The sequence below is a fragment of the Pedobacter metabolipauper genome (assembly GCF_004362715.1).
In the GTDB taxonomy this organism is placed as follows: domain Bacteria; phylum Bacteroidota; class Bacteroidia; order Sphingobacteriales; family Sphingobacteriaceae; genus Pedobacter; species Pedobacter metabolipauper.
The window spans coordinates 438,341-462,691 of the sequence record NZ_SNYC01000003.1 but is presented as its reverse complement, the minus strand read 5'-3'; the positions used below and the strand labels follow the sequence as shown (position 1 = coordinate 462,691).

The 24,351-nt window shown below is 41.2% G+C and carries 20 protein-coding genes and 1 riboswitch; of the genes, 3 read left to right on the top strand and 17 right to left on the bottom strand.

The genetic code is table 11. The features are described from left to right. Positions 1 to 90 precede the first annotated feature (90 nt). From ATK78_RS02055 to metE, 10 genes are all read right to left on the bottom strand, one after another. Positions 91 to 3,036 (bottom strand): DEAD/DEAH box helicase, encoded by a 2,946-nt coding sequence (locus tag ATK78_RS02055; RefSeq protein ID WP_133574389.1) that lies wholly within the window; start codon positions 3,034 to 3,036, stop codon positions 91 to 93. 42 nt (positions 3,037 to 3,078) lie between these two features. Further along, positions 3,079 to 4,005: a transporter family protein gene (locus tag ATK78_RS02050; protein ID WP_133574388.1), complete on the bottom strand. Its 927-nt coding sequence runs from the start codon at positions 4,003 to 4,005 to the stop codon at positions 3,079 to 3,081. Positions 4,006 to 4,022: 17 nt separating this feature from the next. Further along, the gene (locus ATK78_RS02045) at positions 4,023 to 5,069 is read right to left on the bottom strand and encodes a cytochrome-c peroxidase (RefSeq protein ID WP_133574387.1); all 1,047 of its coding nucleotides are present in this window, start codon (positions 5,067 to 5,069) and stop codon (positions 4,023 to 4,025) included. Between the two features lie 5 nt (positions 5,070 to 5,074). Beyond that, positions 5,075 to 5,932, bottom strand: coding sequence for an MbnP family protein (locus ATK78_RS02040; RefSeq protein WP_133574386.1), 858 nt, complete (start codon positions 5,930 to 5,932; stop codon positions 5,075 to 5,077). An 89-nt stretch (positions 5,933 to 6,021) separates the two neighbouring features. Then, positions 6,022 to 6,657: an SCO family protein gene (locus ATK78_RS02035; RefSeq protein ID WP_133574385.1), complete on the bottom strand. Its 636-nt coding sequence runs from the start codon at positions 6,655 to 6,657 to the stop codon at positions 6,022 to 6,024. Beyond that, a complete protein-coding gene (locus tag ATK78_RS02030; protein WP_133574384.1) occupies positions 6,654 to 7,100 on the bottom strand; it encodes a hypothetical protein in 447 nt (148 codons plus the stop codon). The genes ATK78_RS02035 and ATK78_RS02030 overlap by 4 nt, the downstream gene beginning before the upstream one ends. Positions 7,101 to 7,340: 240 nt before the next feature. Next, entirely contained in the window at positions 7,341 to 7,544 is a 204-nt protein-coding gene (locus ATK78_RS22960; RefSeq protein ID WP_243732412.1) for a hypothetical protein, read from the bottom strand. Positions 7,545 to 7,761: 217 nt separating this feature from the next. After that, positions 7,762 to 8,148 (bottom strand): acyl-CoA thioesterase, encoded by a 387-nt coding sequence (locus ATK78_RS02020; RefSeq protein WP_133574382.1) that lies wholly within the window; start codon positions 8,146 to 8,148, stop codon positions 7,762 to 7,764. 412 nt (positions 8,149 to 8,560) lie between these two features. Continuing rightward, positions 8,561 to 9,568: a beta-ketoacyl-ACP synthase III gene (locus tag ATK78_RS02015; RefSeq protein ID WP_133574381.1), complete on the bottom strand. Its 1,008-nt coding sequence runs from the start codon at positions 9,566 to 9,568 to the stop codon at positions 8,561 to 8,563. Between the two features lie 53 nt (positions 9,569 to 9,621). Then, complete coding sequence (gene metE, locus ATK78_RS02010; RefSeq protein ID WP_133574380.1) at positions 9,622 to 11,940, bottom strand: 5-methyltetrahydropteroyltriglutamate--homocysteine S-methyltransferase; 2,319 nt, start codon at positions 11,938 to 11,940, stop codon at positions 9,622 to 9,624. Between the two features lie 173 nt (positions 11,941 to 12,113). Further along, positions 12,114 to 12,305, bottom strand: a riboswitch (cobalamin riboswitch). 113 nt (positions 12,306 to 12,418) lie between these two features. Between metE and ATK78_RS02005 the strand changes: the two genes are divergently transcribed. Then, on the top strand, positions 12,419 to 13,069 hold the full coding sequence (locus tag ATK78_RS02005; protein WP_133574379.1) for an SCO family protein: 651 nt from the start codon (positions 12,419 to 12,421) through the stop codon (positions 13,067 to 13,069). 2 nt (positions 13,070 to 13,071) lie between these two features. Then, positions 13,072 to 13,497 (top strand): c-type cytochrome, encoded by a 426-nt coding sequence (locus tag ATK78_RS02000; RefSeq protein WP_133574378.1) that lies wholly within the window; start codon positions 13,072 to 13,074, stop codon positions 13,495 to 13,497. On the opposite strand, the gene ATK78_RS01995 is transcribed toward ATK78_RS02000, so the two are convergent. The 3 genes from ATK78_RS01995 to ATK78_RS01985 form a co-directional block, all read right to left on the bottom strand. Continuing rightward, a complete protein-coding gene (locus ATK78_RS01995) occupies positions 13,494 to 15,140 on the bottom strand; it encodes a RagB/SusD family nutrient uptake outer membrane protein (RefSeq protein WP_133574377.1) in 1,647 nt (548 codons plus the stop codon). The two genes, ATK78_RS02000 and ATK78_RS01995, sit on opposite strands and share 4 nt — an antisense overlap. An 11-nt stretch (positions 15,141 to 15,151) precedes the next feature. Continuing rightward, positions 15,152 to 18,469: a TonB-dependent receptor gene (locus ATK78_RS01990; protein ID WP_133574376.1), complete on the bottom strand. Its 3,318-nt coding sequence runs from the start codon at positions 18,467 to 18,469 to the stop codon at positions 15,152 to 15,154. Between the two features lie 120 nt (positions 18,470 to 18,589). Next, positions 18,590 to 19,735 carry a FecR family protein gene (locus ATK78_RS01985; protein WP_133574375.1) on the bottom strand — a complete coding sequence of 382 codons (1,146 nt, stop codon included), beginning with the start codon at positions 19,733 to 19,735 and terminating at the stop codon, positions 18,590 to 18,592. Positions 19,736 to 19,865: 130 nt separating this feature from the next. Here ATK78_RS01985 and ATK78_RS01980 point away from each other — a divergent pair, with 130 nt between their 5' ends. Beyond that, positions 19,866 to 20,432 (top strand): RNA polymerase sigma-70 factor, encoded by a 567-nt coding sequence (locus ATK78_RS01980; protein WP_133574374.1) that lies wholly within the window; start codon positions 19,866 to 19,868, stop codon positions 20,430 to 20,432. A 20-nt stretch (positions 20,433 to 20,452) separates the two neighbouring features. Here the strand turns inward: ATK78_RS01980 and ATK78_RS01975 are convergent, their stop codons facing one another. The 4 genes from ATK78_RS01975 to ATK78_RS01960 form a co-directional block, all read right to left on the bottom strand. Beyond that, complete coding sequence (locus ATK78_RS01975; RefSeq protein WP_133574373.1) at positions 20,453 to 20,896, bottom strand: hypothetical protein; 444 nt, start codon at positions 20,894 to 20,896, stop codon at positions 20,453 to 20,455. Further along, a complete protein-coding gene (locus ATK78_RS01970) occupies positions 20,884 to 21,390 on the bottom strand; it encodes a Panacea domain-containing protein (RefSeq protein ID WP_133574372.1) in 507 nt (168 codons plus the stop codon). The genes ATK78_RS01975 and ATK78_RS01970 overlap by 13 nt, the downstream gene beginning before the upstream one ends. A gap of 213 nt (positions 21,391 to 21,603) precedes the next feature. Further along, positions 21,604 to 22,446, bottom strand: a complete 843-nt coding sequence (locus tag ATK78_RS01965; protein WP_133574371.1) for an endonuclease/exonuclease/phosphatase family protein — start codon at positions 22,444 to 22,446, stop codon at positions 21,604 to 21,606. Positions 22,447 to 22,532: 86 nt separating this feature from the next. After that, positions 22,533 to 24,308 carry a RagB/SusD family nutrient uptake outer membrane protein gene (locus tag ATK78_RS01960; protein WP_133574370.1) on the bottom strand — a complete coding sequence of 592 codons (1,776 nt, stop codon included), beginning with the start codon at positions 24,306 to 24,308 and terminating at the stop codon, positions 22,533 to 22,535. Between the last annotated feature and the right edge of the window lie 43 nt (positions 24,309 to 24,351).

Sequence of the window (24,351 nt, the reverse complement as noted above, 5' to 3'; positions counted from 1 at the left end):
TTAACCAGATCATTCCTGGTTAATATTTTTCTAAATAAAAAGTGCTAAACTGATTAATACATTTCCTGCGGTGCGCTCAGTTAAAAAGCGTTACAACAGATCCAACAGATCTTTCTTAGTCAGCGACTTAAAGATTGATTCTTCAGTTTTGATCAGATCCGTTACCAGTCCTTTTTTAGAATCCTGCATGGTCATGATCTTTTCTTCAATGGTATCGGGACAAATTAACCGTACTGCAACCACATTTTTCTGCTGCCCAATGCGGTAAGTCCGGTCAATGGCCTGATTCTCCACTGCCGGGTTCCACCACGGATCAACCAGGTACACATAATCTGCCTGCGTTAAGTTTAATCCCGTCCCTCCTGCTTTCAGGCTGATCAGGAATACCCGGATATCCGGATTATCCTGAAAAGATGTAACCACTGCAGACCGGTTTCTCGTTTGTCCGGTTAAATACTCAAATGCAATGCCTCTCTTTTCAAGCTCTTTTCTAATCAGGTCCAGCATGGATACAAACTGGGAGAAAACGAGGATCTTATGATTTGACGATTTATTTTCAATCTGTTCCATCAGAACATCCATCTTGGCAGAAGACTCACCGTAAAACTTTTCATCTTTTAACAATGCCGGAGAATTACAAATCTGTCTTAATTTAGTAATGCCCTGTAACACGTGCATGGTACTTTTAGCCAGTTCATCTTCAGATCTGCCCATTAAAAAGTCGCGGATATCCTGCTTGCATGCATCATAAACCTTACGCTGCTCCGCTCCCATTTCACAGTAGATGACCATTTCTGTTTTATCCGGCAATTCGGTTGCTACCTGCTGCTTGGTACGCCGGAGTATAAAGGGATTTATCTTCTTTTGAAGTTCCTGCGCACGCCTGCTGTCTTTAAACTGGTCAATTGGAACGGAGTAAATTTGCTTAAACTGTTCTCTTGTCCCCAATAAACCCGGACAAGCGAAAGACAATTGTCCGTACAGGTCGTACGTATTGTTTTCTATGGGTGTACCTGTGAGCACGGCTTTATTACGCGACTGCAATAACCGAACAGCCTTATAACGCTGTGATTCCGGATTCTTGATCGTCTGCGATTCATCCAGAAATATGTAGTTGAACCGGTACTCCTTTAAAAAGCGGATGTCAGAAAGTAAGGTACCATAGGAGGTCAGGATGATCTCATACTTCGAAAAATCATGAACGATCTTATTCCTTTCCGTTCCGTAAAGGGTAAGTATTTTTATGGAGGGTGCAAACCTGGCAACTTCCTGCTGCCAGTTAAAAATAAGTGATGCAGGAACAATGATGAGATTTGTATTGTGCCGGTCTTTTGCCAGCAGCTGTATCTTCTCACGCTGCGAAAGTATAAAAGCAATAACCTGAATGGTCTTACCTAAACCCATATCATCTGCCAGGCAGGCACCAAAATTAAAATCATCCAGAAAATTAAGCCAGTTTAACCCTTGCTTCTGGTATTCACGAAGGGTTGCATTTAAACCTTCCGGCACTGGGATATCCTTTATGGACTCAAAAGCAGATAACTTAGCACGGTAAAAGACAAGCTGATCTTTAACGATCTCATCCAGATGTTCTTCTTCGTACAACTGCTCTACTACAGAATAGTTGATCTTTTCAGTCCGGATCACCTCTTCTACAACTTCACCTGCCGCAAAATAACTGGTAAACTTTTCTATCCATTCATCGGGTAAAATACCCGTAGTGCCATCATCCAGCTGCACAAACTTACTTTTATTCCGGATAGACCGGTGCAGGTGCTTTAATGAAACGGTTTGCTGATCAAACGTCACCTTTATGGCAGTTTCAAACCAATCAATCCCGCTAATTACATGAATGGATATGTTTGCTTTATAAGGATTTAGTTTGTTGTTCTTTAATTGATTAAACCCAAGTATCGTAATCTGCTTTGCCCGCCAGGCTTCAAATGCCGTTAAAAACCAATTGCCTTCAATAAAACGCTTTTTATGCAGGTAAAAACAATCGGCATGTGCCTGCTCAGGAAATTCCAGCAGCTGCTCATAGAAAAAAGGATGTTCTCTTGCAATATTTGAGATCAGCTGCAGCTCGGCAGATTCATCACGTGCTAAAGTAAAGGTATTCCCTTTCTTGTCTTTAGTACGGATCTGCTTTTTAGATATCACGGGAATTTCCAGGTTGCCATAACGCACCACCGGCGTAATCAGTACAAAGTCTTCTGATTCGGACAGGTAGACAATCTGATCATTTTCAAGGTCAAAACCTTTCTCTTCGATCTGCTTTTTGGTAGCCTGCTTTAAATAAGAATAATTGATCCGTATGCGGCTTTCCAATTTTGAAAGTACGTTTTCCTGAAATGCTTCAAATTTAGACTGATGGATCTGGATCGTATCATTGTACTGCTTAAAGAAATCAATCACACTTAAAAACCCAGGGTTATCAATCAGGTACAGGGTATGCTTAAATTCTACAAAATAGTGGTACCTGATCTTAAGCAATTCCAAAGAAAAAGCTTTATCTTCCAGCATGAGCTTACCTGAAACTTCATAAAAGTCTGCCCGCTGGTCAACGGTAAGTATCAGGTCTGCTTTAAGTACTTTAAGCTGCACAGGAACAATAGATGCCGCATTGATGGTAGAAGATTTCTTTTCATCATGCACATATACATCCAGCTTTAGCGGATTTTTCACTAAGGCTTTTAACCCTTCCAGATCAGATTCAGACTTACCGGCATCATAGTTATTCTGAAACTTGGAAATACCACTGTAAAATTTTAACACGTCCTGCTGATCGGATTTCCAGATCAGATCTGAAGGATCAATAAATTTCAATGGATTTTTAGGCTGACCTTTCAGGGTAAGTTCAGCCTCAGCAAGCTCAATGACCAAATGTCTGTAAAAACGGTGCTGGCTAAATACCAGCACCATTTTATGTGTATTGATTACACCAGAAGATTGCAGTTTAAAAGCTTTCTTGGGCTGCAGGATTGAATTCAGTTTTGACAGATCAATTTCCTCTGGGTTGTAATCGTTTTTATCCATTTAGTCGTTAAATACCGGCACTAAAGATAGCGACAAAAAGTATTAAAATGGCAACGATAGATGTACCATCACGCGGTTTCCGGCATATGCCCGTCCCCCTGCCAGTTCCTGCGAACGGACATTTTGATAGTTGGCACCAAAGGACAACCCCTTCATACCCACCTCTACCCCTGCAATGGCCGACAGGGAATATCCGCCGGATACCGCCACATCGTACTTCTTAAGTTCCACATCTTTATCTGCAGTTTCATAAAGCACCCCGGCATTGGGAGCAACAGTAACTTTCTCCGCTATCCTAATCTTATAGTAAACGATTACATTGGATGTAAATTTATTCCCGTAACGGTAATCATACTTATTTTCTGTATTCATCTTATAATTCACATTGGCATTTAAACCAAGATCATTGTACCGGATGTCATACGCTGCATTGAGGGTAAAGTCAGTACTTTCTGTACCCAGCTGAAAATTATTGGGAGATTCCTGGATGGCCAAACGTTCCGATGGCTCGTATTTTCCGGTAGGTGCTTTAATGCCGCCGCCAATCCATAGCGACTGTACCATCATTTTGCTGCCAACGGTACCCATCTTATCAAACAATTTGTAATAGCCCATAATGGCAATATCGCCCAGGCCGTTCTTACTTCCGTCACCGGTCTGGCTTTTACGCTCATTAAAATTATAGGGTACAAATGCCAGCACCCTAAACCTTTGACCAATGTTCCATCCGCCCCAAAGTTCTGCGCTTTGATAGGTTTCATCAGCAGTAATGGGTGTGCGCTCTCCAAGAGGCCCTAAGTGTGTACTCAGCTTTTTATGCTGGTAACGCAATCCAATAAACCGTTTATTGTATTCTGGTAAAATACCCAGGTAATAACTGCCTACGCCACATCCGCAGATGTCACATGCCAGCGCTGCTGTACCATTAAACAGGATCAGTAAAAATCCGATGATCAGTTTCTTTTTCATTTGTTTCTTTATTATCCCTATTGTTCAGCCAGCAGGGCATTATTAATAAATGCAGGGTCGTTAAGTGTAGCTAAAAAAGCAGTAAGCTTTGTTTTCTGCGCTTCAGTTAAACCTATTCCCAATTTACCGGATACATTCAATACCGGATCCAGGTTTGGTGTGTGCTGAACTTCTGCATTATAATGTTCTAAAACACCTGCCAGGGTTAAAAAACGGCCATCATGCATGTATGGAGCTGTAAACTGCAAATTTCGCAATGAGGGCACCTTAAATTTATATTTATCTGTTTCCTGGAGCGTTGCCGTATACAAACCCTGATCGTTGATCGGGCTTATCCCCAAACCATTGTTCCTGAATGAACCATCGGTAAATAAAGGCTCTGAATGGCAGGATGCACACTTGTCTTTAAAAAGTACATATCCCTCCTGCTCATCTGCTGTAAATACAGCACCATTTTCTTTACGCATTACCTGGTCATATTTGGAGCTGCTGCTGATGCACATGATCATAAATTGCGACAGTGCCTTCATAAACCGTGCGGTATTGATCTCTTCTGTACCAAAAGCATTTTTGAACAGGCTGGTATACTTAGGCAGTAACCTCAGTTTAGCCAATACATTTTCAAGGCTTTCATCCATCTCTTCATGCGTGGTAATGGGCACAATGGGCTGCAGATCCAGATCAAATACCCCACCGCCCCACATAAAGGCCTTATTCCAGGCCAGGTTCATAATGGGTGGTGAATTCCGTGTCCCGAGCCGGTCGTCTATTCCGTGACTCACATCATGACCATGCTGTGTAAAAGCTGCCGACTGAATGTGGCAGGAACCACAGCTTATGGTGTTGTTGCGTGATAACCTCGGTTCATAGAATAAGGATCTTCCAAGTTCAAAACCTTCTTTTGTTACCGGGTTGTTTGCCAGGTTATAAACTGGTTCCGGAAAATTTGAAGGCTTTACAAACCCAAGAAACTTTTCAATCTCTTCTTTAATGGGATTATCCTTTTTACAAGCCAGTATAAATAGTCCAAGTACTAAAAGAACCATCCAGTGCTTTCTTCTCATGCTGTTTAATTTTCGGTATGATCGTGCTTAAACATTTCAGCAAGGTTTACGGCAACATCTGTACTGTAAGTACTGAACATCACGGTAGGATGCGCTGCAATAGAAAAGCTTTTCGTTCCATTAAAAACTTTCATCACGTCTACCAGTAAATGCACGTTACTTTGACGGTCTTTTCTAACCTTTGCAATACCACCGCTGCCCAAATCAATGGTCACTGTTTTAATGTTGTTGATGGTTGGGGCAGAATAACCGCCAAAGCCACCGATATGATACTTAAATTGTTTCTTTCCGGTAGGATCACCATTGGCATCATCCGAGATCACGGCAGAATTACCTTCGTATTTGAAGAAGATGTAACCGGAGTTCCAGCCCCAGTACATCCCGCCCATATCGTGTCCGCCACCGTAAGCAGGATCTAAAACCCCTGTGCGTTTATCTACACCCATGGTACTTCTTAAACTATCTACCCCTAGTGTAAATATGACCTGTGTATAATCGCCTTCAGGTACTTTTACCTTTGCAAAACGCGTAGCCTTATCAGCACCATTGATTAGAAAATAACTGCTGTCCTGATTTACAGTATACGTTCTGCCAGTTGTAGTTACTACCTTAATGTTGCTGATAAAATACTGCAGTGTAGAGATCGAAAACTGCTCATTCGCTGCATTTTTATATAGGCTGCCCGTGTTATTAAGGGTTAATGTACGGTCTCCCACAATGTTGTCAAACTCAACAGAGAACGGAGCCAGGTTTGCTTCAGAAAATTCAGGTGCATCATCTTCATTTTTAGCACATGAAGAAAATAAGACAGCCATCAGGCTCATGATTGCCCACAGGCATATATTCGTTGATAATTTTTTCATCTATTTATAATTTGTTTTTATTTGTGATGAAGCGATCATGATCTTAATCATCCCATGGTGATTTTGAAAGATCATGATGGCTTCACTTGTTATTTTTTATATTCGTTTAATAATACATCCATGTCGCTCATCAGCTTCTTAACGTCTTCATCAAGCGTACCATCGTAAGCACCTCTAATCCGTTTTTCTTTATCTACAAGAATCAGGTATCCCTGGTGTACAAAGCCACCCGGGGCCTTACTGTCTTCCATTGCAGCTACCATGTAGTTTCGTTCTGCCAATGCATAGATCTCATCACGGGTGCCCCACAGGTATTCCCATTGCGTGCCCTTTACCCCAAGCTTATCTGCATAGGCTTTCATTCTTGATGGCGTATCATACTTAACATCAATGGTATGCGAAGCCAGTTTAACTTCGGGGTTGCCTTCATACTTTTTATAGACCTTCATCAGATTACGGTGCATTACCGGACAAATGGTTGGGCAGGAAGTAAAAAAGAAATCGGCTACATAGATCGTTCTGTCGAAATCTCTTTCTGTGACAACGGTACTATCCTGATTGTGCAGCTTAAATGCCGGTATCGTTCTGAAGGTGGTATCGGTTATCCGTTTTCCATTTTCAAACCGCTCGGTCATTTCCATTTGTAAAAATGGCAGTCGCTTTGGTTTTGAACAGCTAAAGAAGAATAAACCGATCAGAGACACATAAGCTATCGATCTTCTCATTGCCTTTTAAATTTATTGAGATAGGCATCAGAAGATTTGATCTCCTTTTTATAAAGACTATCCACAGCAGCAACCTTTGCCTTTTCATTTTCAAAATACTGAACGGCCACTTCGTTTGATTTCCCGGTAACATCCGGTTCAAATTTGTGCATCCAATCGTTCATGCGGTCTTCCGCCCTACCCAGGTCAGAGATCAATGCCGTTATAGCTACTTTTTCCTGAAGGGTATCTACTTCCGGATGTGTGGTTTTTAATCCTTTCAAATCTTTAAGCAGCGTATCCAGTTTCATTTGGTTACTAACCACCTTATTGTGATCAGCCATTACCGAATCATGAAATTGCATCACTTCATCACGCACTGATTTATAATCTTTCTGACCTTGTTTTTGTGTACAGCCAATCGCTGCAGCGAGTATAAATACCAGCCCAATTAACTTCTTCATGCTATAAAATTTAACTTATGTAAATGACAGCAGGATGTATGCCCAAACCTTGAAGGCGGACAAAGCATAACTACTTCTAAAACAAGCGCACGTATGGCAACCTCAACTATTATATATAGCATAGCTTAAAAATTACGGGACACGTACGCGGATTGAATTACCTTGATATTTCAGAAATTGAGAAACCAGTTGATCACTGTGCTTCTGTCAATTCTGTAACCGGTAAAACAAAAATAAAGGTTAAGAATATTGTGGTGGATGAAAGATCGAATTTCTAATGCTTTGCGGCATTCCTGTAGAAAAAGGAATGTGAAAGTTGATTTCCGCGAATGCATATTGTCTAAATACCAACGGATTTACAACAATGGCATCCTGAACTTGTGTCTTTTGCGACTGCCGTTCCTGCTTTTGTTCTTTGTCTTGTGCCTGCTTTAATTTCTTCATTAAATAGCACTTACCATTACAATGCATTTCCGGCTTTTCTTTGTTGACGCAAAGTTCTTGAGCAATGTACTTTTGGTTGACTTCAAAGCCTAAAAAAACGAATAAACTGGAACAGTTTGCGCTGAGCAAACTGAACAGAAGTACGAAAGAAATAGGTTTAAGTAACATTTCGCTGCAAATATAGGTAACGAAGCGCATGAAACCTATCTCCCATTAATTATTTAATAATCGACACTGGTTTTTTATATTCATCGATTGCAACAAAGGAGAATTCTCCCGTTACTGCCTTCTCACGATGTTCAGAATACATCTGTTCGATATAAATTTCTACGCTTACCTTCATACTGGTATTACCGATATGGATCACCTTACCAATTAGCTCAACAATAGTTCCTGCCGGTATTGGCTTCGTAAAATCTATACGGTCACTACTCACGGTAACCATGATCTGTCTGCTAAAACGGGTTGCGGTAATAAAGGCAACCTCATCCATCATCATCATGGCCGTACCGCCAAACAAGGTGTCGTAATGATTGGTGGTATTTGGAAACACGGCCTTGAAAATTCTCGTTTCACAAGCCTGGATCTTTTCTTCTATTGTCATTATTTCTTTTTTAAAATCTAACCAAAACCCAATACAGCAGCCCTTGCAGTTTAATAACTACAATACACACTCTACATCCTGATTTAAATTTGGTTATTTCTGATTATCTATAATCCTGCTAACAAACCCTGCTATGAATCCTGCTAATAAACCCTGCAATGAATCAAACTGACCAAGCCCGCTATGAATCCTGCTAACAAACCCTGCAATGAATCAAACTAACCAACCCCGCTATGAATCCTGCTAATAAATCCTGCAATGAATCAAACTAACCAACCCCGCTATGAATCCTGCAATGTAATTCTCTTCCTTCCGGCAATTTTGGTTAAAAATTTACCTTCTCTGAAAGGCCTAGGATTCATTTCGATTCTTCATCGAAATTATTCCAGCCTTGGAAGAGAACGGTCAATTTTTACTTATTGCTTCTCAAATTCCCCCATTTCAAATACGTAGCCCCCCAGGAGAACCCAGCACCAAAAGCGGTCAGCATCAATTTATCGCCGTATTTAAAATCGTCTTTAAAGTCCCATAAACACAGCGGAATGGTTGCAGCAGTCGTGTTACCGTATTTATCAATATTTACTTTTACCTGTTGTTCCGTTAAACCCAGATAATCACCAACGGATTGAATGATCCTTAGATTGGCCTGATGCGGAATCAGGTAGTCAATTTGTGAACTAACCAGGTCATTGGCACGAAGGATCTCGTTGCAGGTATCCGTCATGCCTTGTATTGCGGCTTTAAAAACCACACGGCCATCCTGACGCACAAAATGCAGTTTATCATCAATGGTAGACTGAGAAGCGGGGAATTTAGAACCTCCGGCGGTAACGATCAGGTTCTCTTTACCGGAACCATCGGTTCTAAAAAAGCTATCAACCAGGCCAACAGGCTCTTCGGTTTGCTCTAAAAGAACGGCACCGGCACCATCACCAAAAAGGATACAGGTATTGCGGTCAGAATAATTAACGATAGAACTATTTTTATCGGCACCAATAACGACAACTTTCTTACAGCGGCCGCTTTCAATCATGCTGGCCCCTAAGGTAAGCGCGTATAGAAAGCCACTGCATGCTGCGTTGGTATCTATACCCCAGGCATTGGTAAGTCCTGCTTTTTCGCAGACCATACTACCGGTAGATACCATCACATAATCGGGTGTTGAAGTTGATACAATTACACAATCAATTTCATCCGGTCTCACATTTCCGTCTTCCATTAACCTCTTTAAAGCATAAGTTGCCATATCCGATGTTGCGATTTCCGGATCGTTAACGATCCTTCTTTCTCTAATACCTGTTCTGGAAATTATCCATTCATTATTGGTATCCACCATTTTCTCGAGGTCATGATTACTTAAAACGGTATCCGGAACATAACCTCCAACCGCAGTAATCACTGCATTTTTCCTTATTCTCATTCGTGTCTATGTAATTCTGTAAAAAAGGGCAGACAATTATCTGCCCTAATTTTTTACAAAGTTACGGCTTCTTCCACAGATTCCCGCAGTACTTTTGCAGCAGCGACCATTTCTATCAAAGCTTTTTTCGTTTCATCCCAATGTCTGGTCTTTAAACCGCAGTCAGGATTCACCCAAAGCTGTTCAGAAGGAATTACATTTTTTGCTTTTTCCAGCAAATGGACCATCTCTTCTTTAGAAGGAACGCGCGGAGAATGGATATCATAAACACCCGGGCCAATTTCATTCGGGTAATTAAAATCAGCAAAGGCGTCCAACAGTTCCATTTGAGAGCGTGAGCATTCAATGGTGATCACATCAGCATCCATATCAGCAATATTCTGAATGATGTCATTAAATTCGGAGTAGCACATGTGGGTATGGATCTGGGTTTCATCTTCAACACCGCTTGCAGAGATGCGGAATGCCGTAACTGCCCATTCCAGGTAATTTTGCCAGTCGGCCTTGCGCAATGGTAAACCTTCACGAATGGCGGGCTCATCAATCTGGATAATTTTAATGCCGGCATGTTCAAGATCAACCACTTCATCCCGGATGGCAAGGGCAATCTGGGTGCAGGTTTCAGCGCGCGGCTGATCATTACGTACAAACGACCATTGCAGGATCGTTACCGGACCGGTAAGCATTCCCTTAACCCATTTCCCGCTCAATGACTGGGCAAAGGCAGACCATCTAACGGTCATTGCGTTCGGACGGTGAACATCACCATAAATTACCGGGGGCTTAACACAGCGGCTTCCATAGCTCTGAACCCAGCCATTTTTGGTAAAAGAAAAGCCGGCAAGCTGCTCACCAAAGTATTCTACCATATCATTGCGTTCAAATTCACCATGAACCAATACATCGATACCTGTTTCTTCCTGAAAGCGGATAGTTTCTTCAGTTTCTTTTTCAATGAGGGCATCATATTCAGCGGCGGTAAGCTCCCCCTTTTTATATTTAGCTCTCCAGCTTCTCACTTCCGGGGTTTGAGGAAAAGAACCGATGGTCGTTGTAGGGAACGAAGGGAGTTTTAAAGCACTATGCTGTGCTACTTTACGGATAGAAAACACATTAGCCCTGTTCTTATCTTTCTCTGTAATTTGAGCAACCCGGTCCTTAACGGCAGGATTGTGGATCAATGCAGAATGCTTACGGTTTTCATTGGCCTGGATATTATCAAGAAGTTTAGAACCGGCAGCTTCTTCTTTATTCAGCAATTGTTTTAAGGCAGCAAGCTCAGCAATCTTTTGTTTCGCAAAAGATAACCACTGTTTAATTTCAGGGGTCAGCACAGCATCATTGGTTTCCAGGTCTAAATCACAAGGCGAATGGATGAGAGAGCACGAAGGACTAATAATCAGCCTGTTCTTGCCTAAAACTGAAAGTGAACGTTCAAGAAGATCCAGTGAAGTTTTAAAATCATTCTTCCAAATGTTCCTGCCATCAATAATACCAACAGAAAGCATCCTATGATCGGGAATGGCATCTAAAACAGGTTGCAGTTGTTCCGGATTACGGACCAGGTCAATGTGTAACGCAGTAACCGGAAGCGAAGCAGCAAGCTCCGTGTTGTCTTTCAGTGCTTCGAAATAAGTAGCCAGCAAGGTTTTAAGATTTGGAAATTGCTTTTTAATTTCCGCATAAACATATTTAAACGCAGCTTTATCCTTTTCAGTAAGGTCCATGGAAAGGAAAGGTTCATCAAACTGAACCCACTCCACATGCTGGTCTTCCAATTTTTTAAGAATGTCAATATAAACGGGCAGCAAGTTCCTTATGAGGTCTATCCGGTCAAAGCCGGCCTCTTTCTCTTTACCGAGCAAAAGATAAGTTACCGGGCCAATAATTACCGGTTTAGTTTTAATACCCAGGCGCTTACTTTCATTATACTCATCCAGAAGTTTAGTAGAGAACAGTTTAAACTGCTGATCTTTTGTAAACTCTGGAACGATGTAGTGATAGTTGGTATCGAACCATTTGGTCATTTCCATTGCGGTAATATCCAGGCCCTCTTTCTGATAGCCCCTGGCCATAGCAAAGTAAAGATCAAGCTCAGTATTCGCTTTATTTAAGATCACTTCATGGTAGCGCTTAGGGATAGCCCCTACCGTTAATGAAAGATCCAGTACCTGGTCATAGAACGAGAAATCGTTACTTGGGACCAGGTCTATACCGGCTTCCTGCTGCAGTTTCCAGTTTTTCTGACGGATGTCCCTGCCAGTCTGTACCAGGTTTTGAATACTTGATTTGCCCGACCAATAGCTCTCGCAGGCCTTTTTGAGTTCTCTGTTGCTACCAATTCGCGGATAGCCTAGATTGTTTGTTAGCATTTTCTTTTGCATTTAATTGAAAAAATCAGTTAAAAGCCCTTGTTGCTGAACTTCACAATACTGCCGTGAAAAGAATAAGAAAGATAGAGGTACAGGTGCATGCCAACAGCCATTCTTAAGAATTGCGGTTGCCTGGTACATCATACCTGACCCATGCTTCAGATCGCGAAAGCATTGTCAATTCGGTGAAGGCAGGTCTCCTGACTTGTAACATTTTTACCATCCTTCCCATTTCATGATTGAAACAGTGGATATATATGCTGGTAAAAACTGATGTGCTACTTACAGTTGCGCGACAGCTCGTGATTTACACACGATTCCCTATTAATCTGCAATTAAGCAGAACCTTTTCCGGTTGATGAAGAAATAAAGTAAAGAACTTATGAATTGCAAACTTAGATAAAAACAATTTTATTACCTGTACATTACCCATTAATTTTTCGAATGATGTACTTTTGCCCCGAAATAAAATTGCATTATGAAGTCCAGAGCCTATCTATTTTACACCCTTTTATCTTGTTTTATTCTTCTTTTTTCTGCTTGCCAGGAAAACAGAAAACTGCCTGTTTATGGACAACGGGAAGCTATAACCGTTAAAAACCCGGATGGAAGCACAAGCATTGATACCCTCTATCAATCTATCCCGGCATTTCGCTTTTTAAATCAGGATAGTGTATACATTGATAACGCCACGTTTAAAGATAAGATCTACATTGCTGATTTCTTCTTTACCTCCTGCTCAGGCATCTGTCCGGTTATGCACCGGAATATGAAGGATATTTATGAGAAGTATAAAGACAATCCGAAGGTGATGTTCCTTTCACATACCATTGACTTTAAATACGACAAACCAAATGTGTTAAAGAGATACGCAAAGAAATTAGGCGTAAATACCAGCAAGTGGCAATTTGCTTACGGTGAAAAAGAGCCGGTTTACCAATTGGCAAAAGACTACCTGGTGGCCGTTTTTGAAGACAGCAAAGAAAAAGAAAACTATGTACACGAGGGTTATCTGATCCTGGTAGATCAGCAAAAACACATCCGCGGTGCATATGACGGTACTAACCCGGATCAGGTAGCACAGCTGCTAAAAGATTTGCCCGTATTGCTGGCAGAAGATAATAAATAGCCATGCGCAGAACCGTACTAAGTTTGATTTTCATAGCTGCTATAGCATCCATGATCTATTCCTGCCAGGGCGCAGACCAGCTTAAACAGGATATTTATTACACCAACGGCAGGGACATCTATATTAAGAACTGTCAGAATTGCCATGGTGTAAATGGCGAGGGGTTAGGTGCACTAACCCCCGGCCTTACAGACAGCATATTTTTAAAAGAGAATAAGCAAAAGATCGCTTGTATCATCAAATATGGTATGGACAGTACCATCACCATTAACGGTCAGCAATTTGAAGACAAAATGCCTGATTTTAATACATTGGCCAATATTGACCTTGCACAGCTGATCGTTTATGTCACAAATTCATTTGGCAATAAACAAGGCATGTACACTCCGGAACAAGTTGCTGCCGATCTCAAAAAATGCAGTAATTAATACCCTTCGTTTTGCGGAAAAGCAGCAATTCCACCATCAGTCCGGTCAATTTGTGATTGAGGAATTGGTCTCAGCATATGGAAATCTTTAATATTTACTGCACCAAGCGGGTTGTATAATTTCACCCTGGCAACCAGTTGTTTGGTACGCACCAGGTCAAACCATCTTTGATGTTCACCATTCAGTTCACGCATCCGTTCATCAAGGATAAAATCAAGGTTTAATTGTCCGGAAGTAACCTCCATCGCCAATTTATTGGCAGCCGTCTCTGTGGCATTGGCACCCGTTTTTGCCCCTCTCCTTCTTAAGGTATTGATAAAGGTAACAGCTTCATCCGGACGTCCGCTCATCAGCAATCCTTCAGCAGCAATCAGGTAAGTTTCACCAAGCCTCATCAGGATAAAATCACGGTTTCCTGCCTCATCATTTACATCTTTCCGCAATGGATCTATATATTTGGTCAGGGTTGGATACAACAATTCGGTTACCTTACTGGGCGGATACACCGAGTAATTTTTGGCTGCGATCTGTGCGGGTGTTAACTCGACATCCGGAAAAAATACCGCCGTATCCCCAAGTTTCATGGCTACAGAATGACCATTTATGGTATAGGTTCCTGGTTTATTACAGAAATAAGCGCGTTTAAAGGTCTTATCAAACCTGCCGTCAAACGTGTGGTTATATACAGTATTTAAATTATACGCCGTTGGTTTATACCGCTTAAAGGGACGGCCATTGGCCAGATCGCGTTGCATACCAGGCTGCAGATCGTAAGGAAAAGTATAATACAAATGCTGTTTATTACCGTCACCATTGGTTAGTATATTGGTACTATACTGCACGGAGAAAAACACTTCGTTATTGCGCTCGCCGGCTCCCTGAGCAAATACATCGGAAAAGTTATCCAGCAGTTTAAGGCCATAATTGTTGATTACATTTTTAGCAAGTTCAGCAGCTTTGGCATAATCTGCCTGATCATTACTGATCCCTGCTCGGGTTAAATAAACCTTAGCCAGCAAATGTTCGGCAGCAGGTTTTATGGCTCTTCCGTAATTGGTGGTAGTTGGCGGCAACGTTAAAACAGCAAAATCAAGATCTGCAATAATGGCCTTATAAATGTCGGCAACAGGAGTTCTTGAAGCGGTAGTAACGGCACCTTTGGTTTCAGTTAGTGTCAAATGAACCGGTCCATACGTTTGAACCAGGATAAAGTAAAACTGGGCACGTAAAAATCGGGCCTCCGCCACCCTGGTGTTTTTTAAGGTTTCATCAATACCAGCAATTAACGGTGCCCTGTTAATCACAGCGTTGCAGGTATTAATAGCCTCGTATAACCTGTTCCAGGCGTCGGTAAAATTGCCTTTTGCAGGATTCAAATTCGTATTGTAAGCATTATAATCACGGTCGCCATCAGATCCAACGGTATATTCATCGGTACCGCTCACGCTTAAGTTAGATCCCAGTTCTGTTCCATAGTAGTAACGCAGATAGCTGTATGCTGCATTTACGGCATTTTGAAAACCATCAGGTGTGCTGATATAATCATCAGTTACCTGTGATCGGCTATCTTCTATAAGTTCTTTCTGACACGCAGTACTGAACAATACAGCAGAAAATATTAGGGCTAGATATATTTTTTTCATAACAGATATAATTAAAAGGAAACGTTAAGTCCAAACGTATAGGTTACTAAAGCAGGTCTGCCGGGTATTTCCGGATCAGTACCATTGTAATTGCGTACATATGGTGCAAATACAAACGGATCCTGAACGCTTCCATAAATGCGGAGCGACTTTGCAGCAATCTTTTTCGCAAACTTAGAATCGAACTCATACCCAAGGCTTAAGTTCTTGATCTTCACAAATGAGCCATCAAAATACTTCAATGAACTCGAAAATAATGGTCCGGAAGTCGCATTATTAGGCTGTGGGAAATCATTAGTTGGGTTGTTTTTAGTCCAGTAATTAACGTTCAGGTTATTATAACGGCCCTGAAATGCAAACACATTATTTCCATTCTCATAGATTGGGCTAACAAACGTATTTCCAAAATTGGCAATTACGAGTGCGGATAGTGTAAAACGTTTAAAGGTAAACCTGTTGGTTATACCACCAGTAAGATCCGGCAGGTCGGTACCAACAATCACCCGGTCATTGGCATCAATTTTACCATTTCCATCGGTATCCTGTACTTTCACCTGTCCTACAGCTGAAGAGTATTTTGCCGCTTCAACAGCTTCGCCAGTCTGCCAGATCCCTATTTTTTTGTAATCGTAAAAAACAGCAATTGGCTGACCAATAAAACGGGCACTACCTATATCACTTACTTTACCCTGAGATAGTTCTGTAATTCGTTCTTTGCTGGCAAACAGGTTTAAATCTGTACTCCATGAAAATCCATTTTCTGATTTGGGAAGGATGTTCTGTGTGGAAACCGAGAACTCGATCCCTTTATTCCTGGTCGAACCAATATTCTGCAGCACAGAACCAAACCCTCCGGATGCAGGCAGCACCTTTTGAAGCAATAGATCGTTGGTCTCAGACTGATAGACTTCTATTGCACCAGCAATCCTGCTGTTTAACAAACCGAAGTCGAGCCCAAGGTTTAAGGCCGTGGTAGATTCCCACCTGAGATCGTCATTACGAATCGTTAACGGGCGGTATCCAAATGCATCGCTGCCGCCAAAATCGTATTGGGTACGCCCCAGCCTTCCCTGGGTTGAATAAGTAGTTACGCCAGTATTACCAATTTTACCATAACTTACACGAAGCTTCAGATTGCTGATGGCTTCAATATTTTTCATAAAATCTTCAGACATGATATTCCATCCCAGCGCTGCAGAAGGGAAAAATCCCCATTTATGATCGGCACCAAAGCGGGATGAGCCATCTGCCCTAGCCGTAACAGTTAGCAGGTATTTATCATTAAACGAGTAGTTTGCACGCCCCATATAAGACAGAATAGACCATTTCTCATAACTGCTGCTGATTCCGGTAATGGTACCTGCGGCACCCATATTATAATACTCAAAAGACTCCAGCGGTAATCCCTGCGCTGATGATCCGGTAGCTTCTAATACCCGTGAAGAAACACTGTACAGACCGGTTAGGTCAATCTTATGCTTTTTGGCAAAGGTCTTTTTATAGTTGATGATATTTTCCCAGGTGTATAGAAATGCAAAATCTTCAGAAACGGAAGCGGTAGACTGTGCCAGGTTTCGATAGGTCGTATTCGGACTAAAATAAGAACCACTCCTGTTTTCAACCAGATCCGGACCAAAATTCATGCGTAAGGTTAAGCCATCAACAATTTTAGCTTCCCCATAAAAGCTGCTTAGAATCCTGAAGCGGTTGTTTCTGCTGATCACTGCACCATCCACCAGATCCGATAGCGGGTTTGGCTGCAGCGCATCGGCTGTAGGTAAAAACAAAAGCATACCATTCGCATCATAGGGTTGTCCGAGCGGGTTAGAAACCAATGTGGTATTATAGGAATTCGCATTATTACCCTTACTAAACGTAGCCAGGGTAGAAACGCCCACTTTAAAGCGCTCACCCAAATCCTGATCCAGGTTTATCCTGGAACTATAACGTTTGTAGCTCTGTGTAGGGTTATAGCCTTTATCATCCATAAAGCCAAATGAAACAGAATACTTCGTTTTCTCCGTGCCTCCATTAATGTTGAGTTCATGGTTTTGACGAAATTCATTCTTCAGCATGAGTCTTTGCCAGTCTGTAGTAGATCCATTGGCAATGGATGCCAGTTCAGTAGCCTCAAAAAGCTTGCTGTCTGCATCCGGAGCACCATCAACATAAGTACCTGCTGCCCGTCTGGATTCCCGTTTGTATTCTGCAAATTCAGGCCCTGTCATTACATCAATGTACCTGGCAATGGCGCCTATGGCAGCGTACGTATTGTAGTTAACACTTGCAGCACCAAGTTTACCCCGGCGGGTAGTGATGATGATGACCCCATTAGAGCCGCGCGAACCATAAATTGCGGTAGACGAAGCATCTTTTAAAATGTCTACCGATATAATATCATCCGGATTGATATCATTAAATCCTCCATTAATTGGAATCCCATCAATTACGTATAACGGATCATTAGCCGCATCCAGAGAACGCCTGCCGCGGATTAATATCGCCGGATTGGCACCTGGCTCATTGCCGTTATTGCTTCCCGTTTTCATAGTTACATAGACACCGGCGGCTTTCCCTTGTAGGGCCTGAGTGATATTGGTTATTGGTCTTTCATGCAGATCCCTGTCTTTTATAGATGATATGGCACCGGTAATGTCTTTCTTAACCTGTGTACCGTATCCAACTACAATCACTTCGTTAAGACCCGTCTGCGCCTCTCTGAGGGTAACGTTGATCGTAGTTCTGTTCGTTACAGAAATTTCTTGCGGAGACATACCCACAAGTGTGTAAACCAATACCGTATTCGCATCAGTTACCGGAATTTTATAGTTTCCATTGGCATCTGTAGAGGTTCCGGTCTGCGTTCCCTTAATGGTAATGTTAACACCAATTAAGGGCAAGCCTTTTTCATCGGTAATCTTACCCGTTACTATGATTTGTACTTTAGGAATGATCAGAGCGGGAGACCGCTTATTGGTGATTACAATGGTTTTGTTGTTAATTACGTAGTCAAAAGGCTGACCATAAAAACATTGATCCAGGGCATCTTTTAATGCCACGTTAGTTAACGTTACAGATACCGGGTTTGTTCTTTTAAGCAGGTCAGAACTGATGATAAAACTGTAGCCAGTCTGATTTTGAATATCATTGATCACTTCAGTCATCGGGGCATTTTTCTTCTTCATACTGACCATTTGGGCATAGCCAGATGCAGATACCTGCATAATGGAAGCGAGCAGAAGAATACAAAACAGTTTCATAGTCAGCAGAAATTTGGTCAGCACGCGGGATTTTAACCCACAAAGGATTACCGTATAAAATTTATACATTTGATTATTGGTTTATAAGTGGTTAAAGAGTCATTGTATTACCAATTCATTGGTACTCCTGGTGTCGCAACCACCGGGATACCTTTTTTCTGGTAATGTTTCTGGTTCATAACAGACCTGTTATGGCATAACGATTACCCTCCTTCCTTTGCCTAAAACGCCAGTTGGTATCACTTTAAAATTTACCATACCGGTTAGTTCCAGGTTTTTTAACAGTTCAGAAATATTTTCATAGCGGGAAACCTTCCCATAAAATTCTTGATCAGCTACGTCCCCTTTATATTCTACATCAACATCATACCATCGGGCAGCTTTTTCCATTATACTTCTTACCGTTTCATCATGGAATACGAAATAGCCATTTTTCCAGGCCATCACCGATTCGAGGTCGGCAACCTTAACCACCAGGTGGCTGCCATTTTCCAGAACTCCGGATTGTCCGGGTTTTAAAACAACTGCATCCTTTGCACTTTTTAACTTTACAGATCCTTCCAAAAGAGTGGTATTGATTTCATTTCGATAAGAATTGACATTAAAGTGGGTTCCTAAAACTTCAATGTCTACGCCATGGGTTTTAATCTTAAAAGGTTTTGCTTTATTTTTAGCTACTTCAAAATAGGCTTCACCTTTAAGTTCAACCTGGCGATGGTTTCCATTGAAAATAACAGGGAATCTCAATGAAGATTCGGCATTCAGCATAACCAGGGTTCCATCTGGTAAGACAAGCTGGTATTGTCCTCCCCTGGGGATAACTATTGAATTGTACTTAACAGGCTGATCTGGGTGTTGAGCAGAAGCATTATAAACGAGCTTACCCCCACTTTCTTTACGGATTACGGCAGTACCCTGCTGTGCTAAAACACCAGCATTGGATTGATCCAATACGATAGTAGATCCATCATCCAATGTTAATATTGCTTTATTGCTGCCAGGAGCCACATTAATTGCGGCCGACTGCTCTAAAATTTCCGTTTGTTGGTTTGAATAGAGATAGAAGACAGCGGAAAGGCTGATGAGGATCAATGCTGCAGCAATAGAAATTCTATATCTCTTTAATCGCTGAACAGGACGGTCTTTAATGCTGAAGACCAGTCGTTGATGAATCCGGTTCATGATCTCTCGCTCATCACCTAAATGAAGGTCATTCCACTCCATATCGGATAGTGAAAAGTCATCTTTAAATGCTTCGAGCTGTTGAATTTCACTTTCAGTACATTCGCCTGAAAGGTATTTTTCATACAATGTGATGTATTCTTCCCTGGTCATACTATTTGGTTAGGTATAGAGTACCTTAAAGGGGACTGCACACACATACTTTTAAAAAAATATTTTTAAAAGCACTTTAAAATCATTTAAATAATCTAATTTAGTTGTAACCAGATATAATTTTCGGAATATGACTACCGATGCAGATTTAATGAGATCCATAAGTGATGATGATGAAAGGGCCTTTTCGGAACTTTTCCATCGTTATTCTTCGAGGATATATGCTAAATCTTATGCGTATATCCAGGATCAGGAAGTTTGCGAACAAATTGTGCATGACGTTTTTTTAACCATCTGGACAAACCGAAAAACATTACAGATCGCATCTTTTATTGGGTATTTAACTGCAGCAGCCAGGTATCGGGTATATAAACATATCGCAGCATTGAAAGCAAACCCAATCGTTTACAAAGACGATGTAGCCGATCTTTCTGTTCAATATTCAAAAAATGAGGGAGACACCCAATTGGCTTCATACGACCTGGAGCAACAACTTCATGCTTACCTTCAGATTTTACCCAAGAAATGCCGTGAGATCTTTGTCTTAAGCAGGATCCAGATATTGAGCAATGATGAAATTGCAGAAAAGCTTGGAATTAATAAAAGAACAGTTGAGAATCAGCTTACCCGTGCATTGAAGCATTTACGCATCTCATTTAAACATCTGATTGCTTTATTTATCGTCTATTATTTATAGATAAATGGATCAATGCAGTCCTATTGATCTTTCTTTGTACGGTTTCTTTGAGTAATATAAAACTTATGGGTTTTATCTAAGAAAACAATATAAAAGGTGTCTTCAATAATATGACCAGCTAATATGGCTATCCCTGTAACATGGATCCTACCCCAAACCGCATCTTCTGATATATTTTTCGGTAATTCAAACCTGGTATGTGTTATTTTAGGAAATCTGCCATATATCGCGAATTTATGACCATCGATCTGATCGACTAAAGGACTGCAGCAATAGCCCTGGAGTACTTCCATGGCTTTAGATAATAAACCTTCCTTTTGCCAGTCTTTAAAGTCTGATCCATATTGCTGGGTCTTATCCAAATATTGAAACGAAACCTTGAAATTCCCATTGATTGAATGATTTCTTCTTGAACTCAAGCCGGTATCAACACTAGAAAGTGTTTTAATCTTTAATTTGGCCACCAGCTAACTAGTTCTTTTGAATAAAATTCACGCATCGATTCTTTAGAAATAATAACCTCACAACGATCTGCAGGCCCATACCCTATTCTTCCAATAATCCAGGGCTTTTCTCTGTGGGTACAGGCTTCCAATTCCAATCCTGTCCAGGCTGCCAGATCAGTAAGAATATCTTTAATAAATTCTTTTTGAGAAGATATCAATGCCTCTGAGAACACCACATCCGGATCCTCATTTTTATAATTGCTGTACCTGATATCGCAGTGCAGCAAAGAAACATCCTGCTGGTCATCAAAAACCCTTCTGCATACCGGACCATGGACCCAAGCCTGGAAATCATCCTCAATTAATGGGCTGTTAAAATAGCCCAAATGATAGGCCTGACAATAAAACACCAGCTTCTGTAATTTCAAATGAGACATCGGGCCATAATTCTTTAAAATATAATCTGCTAGTGTTAGTGCGTCTAACGTACCCAACGTTTGTATGATTTCCATGATTTCAAATTTTAATCCAATACAATACTAAACAAAATTTAAGTATAAATAAATATTATTTTAAAATAAAAGAAAATTATTATAATTATTTAGAATAAAATACCAATTATATGGAAATTATCGAAATATATTAACGTAAAAAGGGTTCATGATCAAAACGATCATGAACCCTCTTTTTATACCTGTTCCAAATTACCGGGAACAGTAAAATAATTATTTTAACACTACATCAACCAGGATTGGAAAGTGATCTGATGGAAACTTAGCATGGTAAGTATCTGTTAAGATCCCCCATCTCTGTGCGGTAAAGCCCTTAGTTACGAACACATGATCAATGATCTCATAACCGTCAACATTTTTACCAAAAGAATTAAACGAAGAATTATTAGCATAAGGGTATTTTACCTGGGTATAGGTATCTGTCAGGATTCCAGAATTCGCTAAAGTCAAATACCAATCGCTTTTTTGACCGCCATTAAGATCGCCTGTAAAGATTGCCGGAACAGTGCCTGCAATTTCTTTGATCTTTTTAGCGATCAGTTTACCACTTTCCACACGGGCAATTTTTCCCTGGTGATCAAAATGGGCATTGAAGTAATAAAACTTCTTACCGGTTTTAAGATCTTCTAAATAAACCCAGGTACAAATGCGGTTACAGCAGGTAGCGTCCCAGCCTTTTCCAGGTACATCAGGAGTTTCTGATAACCAGAAATCACCTTTTTTCAGCGCTTTGAATTTATCTTTACGCCAGAAAATAGACGAATGCTCACCGGCATCTTTACCGTCATCACGACCAAGACCATAATGTTCAAATTCGGGAAGCAGTCTCCCCAGGTCATCAACCTGATTTTTCAGTCCTTCCTGGATTCCGAATACATCAAACTGGTGAAAGCGGATTAAATTGGCACTAACAGGTCCGCGTTGTTCCCAACGGTTTCCAGTATCGCCAGCATTGTCGTAGCGTACGTTGAAAGAGCCTACTGTGTATTTCTGGGCATTGGCGGTAAAGCTTGCTGCGGCCAGTGCTACCGAAAATATAAGGTGTTTAATTTTCATCTGAATCTATATTTATTTAAAGTTATCAAATTTAATAACCGGAGCTGTAAAAACAGCCCCGGTATTTTGTACGGTATTTAGCAGGGTTATTGTGTCCAGCCCGGGTTTTGTCCCAAAGCAGGGTTAAATAACCGGTCAGTTTCAGGAATTGGGTAGAGATAGTTTTTATCTGTAAACACACGTTGTGTGCCCGTTAACCAGGTTAGCTCGCCAGAAGTATCATTCGATAAACGTTGTGGGTTCTGACCGGCACTTATGGTTGCAGCAACGTTAATGTACGTTACACCAGCAACCGGATTAGCCGGCATTACCTGGTAAAAGCAAACATCAAGCTTACCATCTTCATTTAAGTCCATTGGTACATTTAAGGCCGGAACATAAAATCCGTTCCAAACTTTGGTCATCAGCTCACCACGTTTCCATCTAACAATATCATCAAAGCGTAAGCCTTCTAAAGTAAGCTCGATACCACGTTCTCTTCTGATTTCCATCAAAGATGCATCTGTAATTGCCGGGAAATAATTGGCCAGCATATATGGATCTATAGCAACTGGCTTAGTGGTTAAACCACCGGTAATACCAGCTCTGCGACGTAAGGCACCAATGGTTTTAGCCCAGTCTGCATCTGTAAAGGTTCCAAGTTCAGATTTGGCTTCCGCATAGTTCAACAGTACTTCTGCATAGCGCATTAAAGAGATAGAGTTGATGTTTAAGCCGCCACCATCATATTTTGTATCATCCAAAACCCATTTAATTGGCTGATAACCGGTGTAGGTATAGGAGAATATTGGAGGGGCAGCTTCAGGAGTACCACCATTGATCCGTTTATAATCACCCATTCTAATGGTTTGCTGCAGTCTTTTATCCCTGTTCTTAACTTCATCTTTAAACACCATAGTTTGATATCCGGCTTTATCCGTAAAAGGAGTACCATCAATATTCAGATAGGTATTGATAAAAGTACGGGTAAAGCTAATTCTTGAACCATAAGTGGCACTTGTCCACCACCAGTTTGCATCATTATAAACGGCAAGATTGGCATCAACAACGGATGCAAGCATCACCTCAGTAGCCACAGGAGCGGTACTGATAAACAAGTTGCGGTAAGAAAGGTCACCACCAGCAGTGTTCAACGCAAAACCACCTTCGTTCATCACCTTCTCAGCTGAACTTGCAGCTTCTCCAAGCCATTGTGCCGCAGAACCTGCTAAGTTTGCTTCTGTATGGTATTTACGATACGTACCTTCATATAAGCATACCCTGGATTTAAAACCAAGTGCTACATATTTGGTGATCAGTGAGCGTGAATTATCAGAAGTTCTGGTAATGTTATCACACGCATAGTTCAAATCGGCAAGTACCGAGTCCATCACCAGGCTCCTGGTATCCCTGCCTTTGTACAGATCCGGATCATCAACCTTAAAAGTTTTATTGATCCATGGTACATCACCAAACCTTCTAACCTTTGCATAGTAAAAATAAGCTCTAAAGAACCTGGCAAGTGCAGTATACTGCTGTCTTACAGATGCAGGAACATTAGGATCCTTGTTATTTTCCAAAAAGTAATTGATATTCCTCAAACCGTCCCAGTCCCATCCGTTACTCTGACGCGGACCAAACGCACCGGCTATTAAAAAGTCCGGGGCCTGACTTCTCGCTGCATAATCAGACATGGCATCACCTTTATGTGCATCACTGGCATTAGGCAATAAGCGATAAAATGAATTTGCATACAATTCCAAACCTTTCTCACTGCCAAATACAGCACCCCTGGTTGCGGTATCTTCAGGTACCTGGTCTAATTTTTTACAGCCAGCAAATATTATTGCTGCCGGAATAAACCATAAAAAGAATTTCTTCATCTCTGTATATTTTAAAATATTCTTAATCATTTCTGTTCTCTCA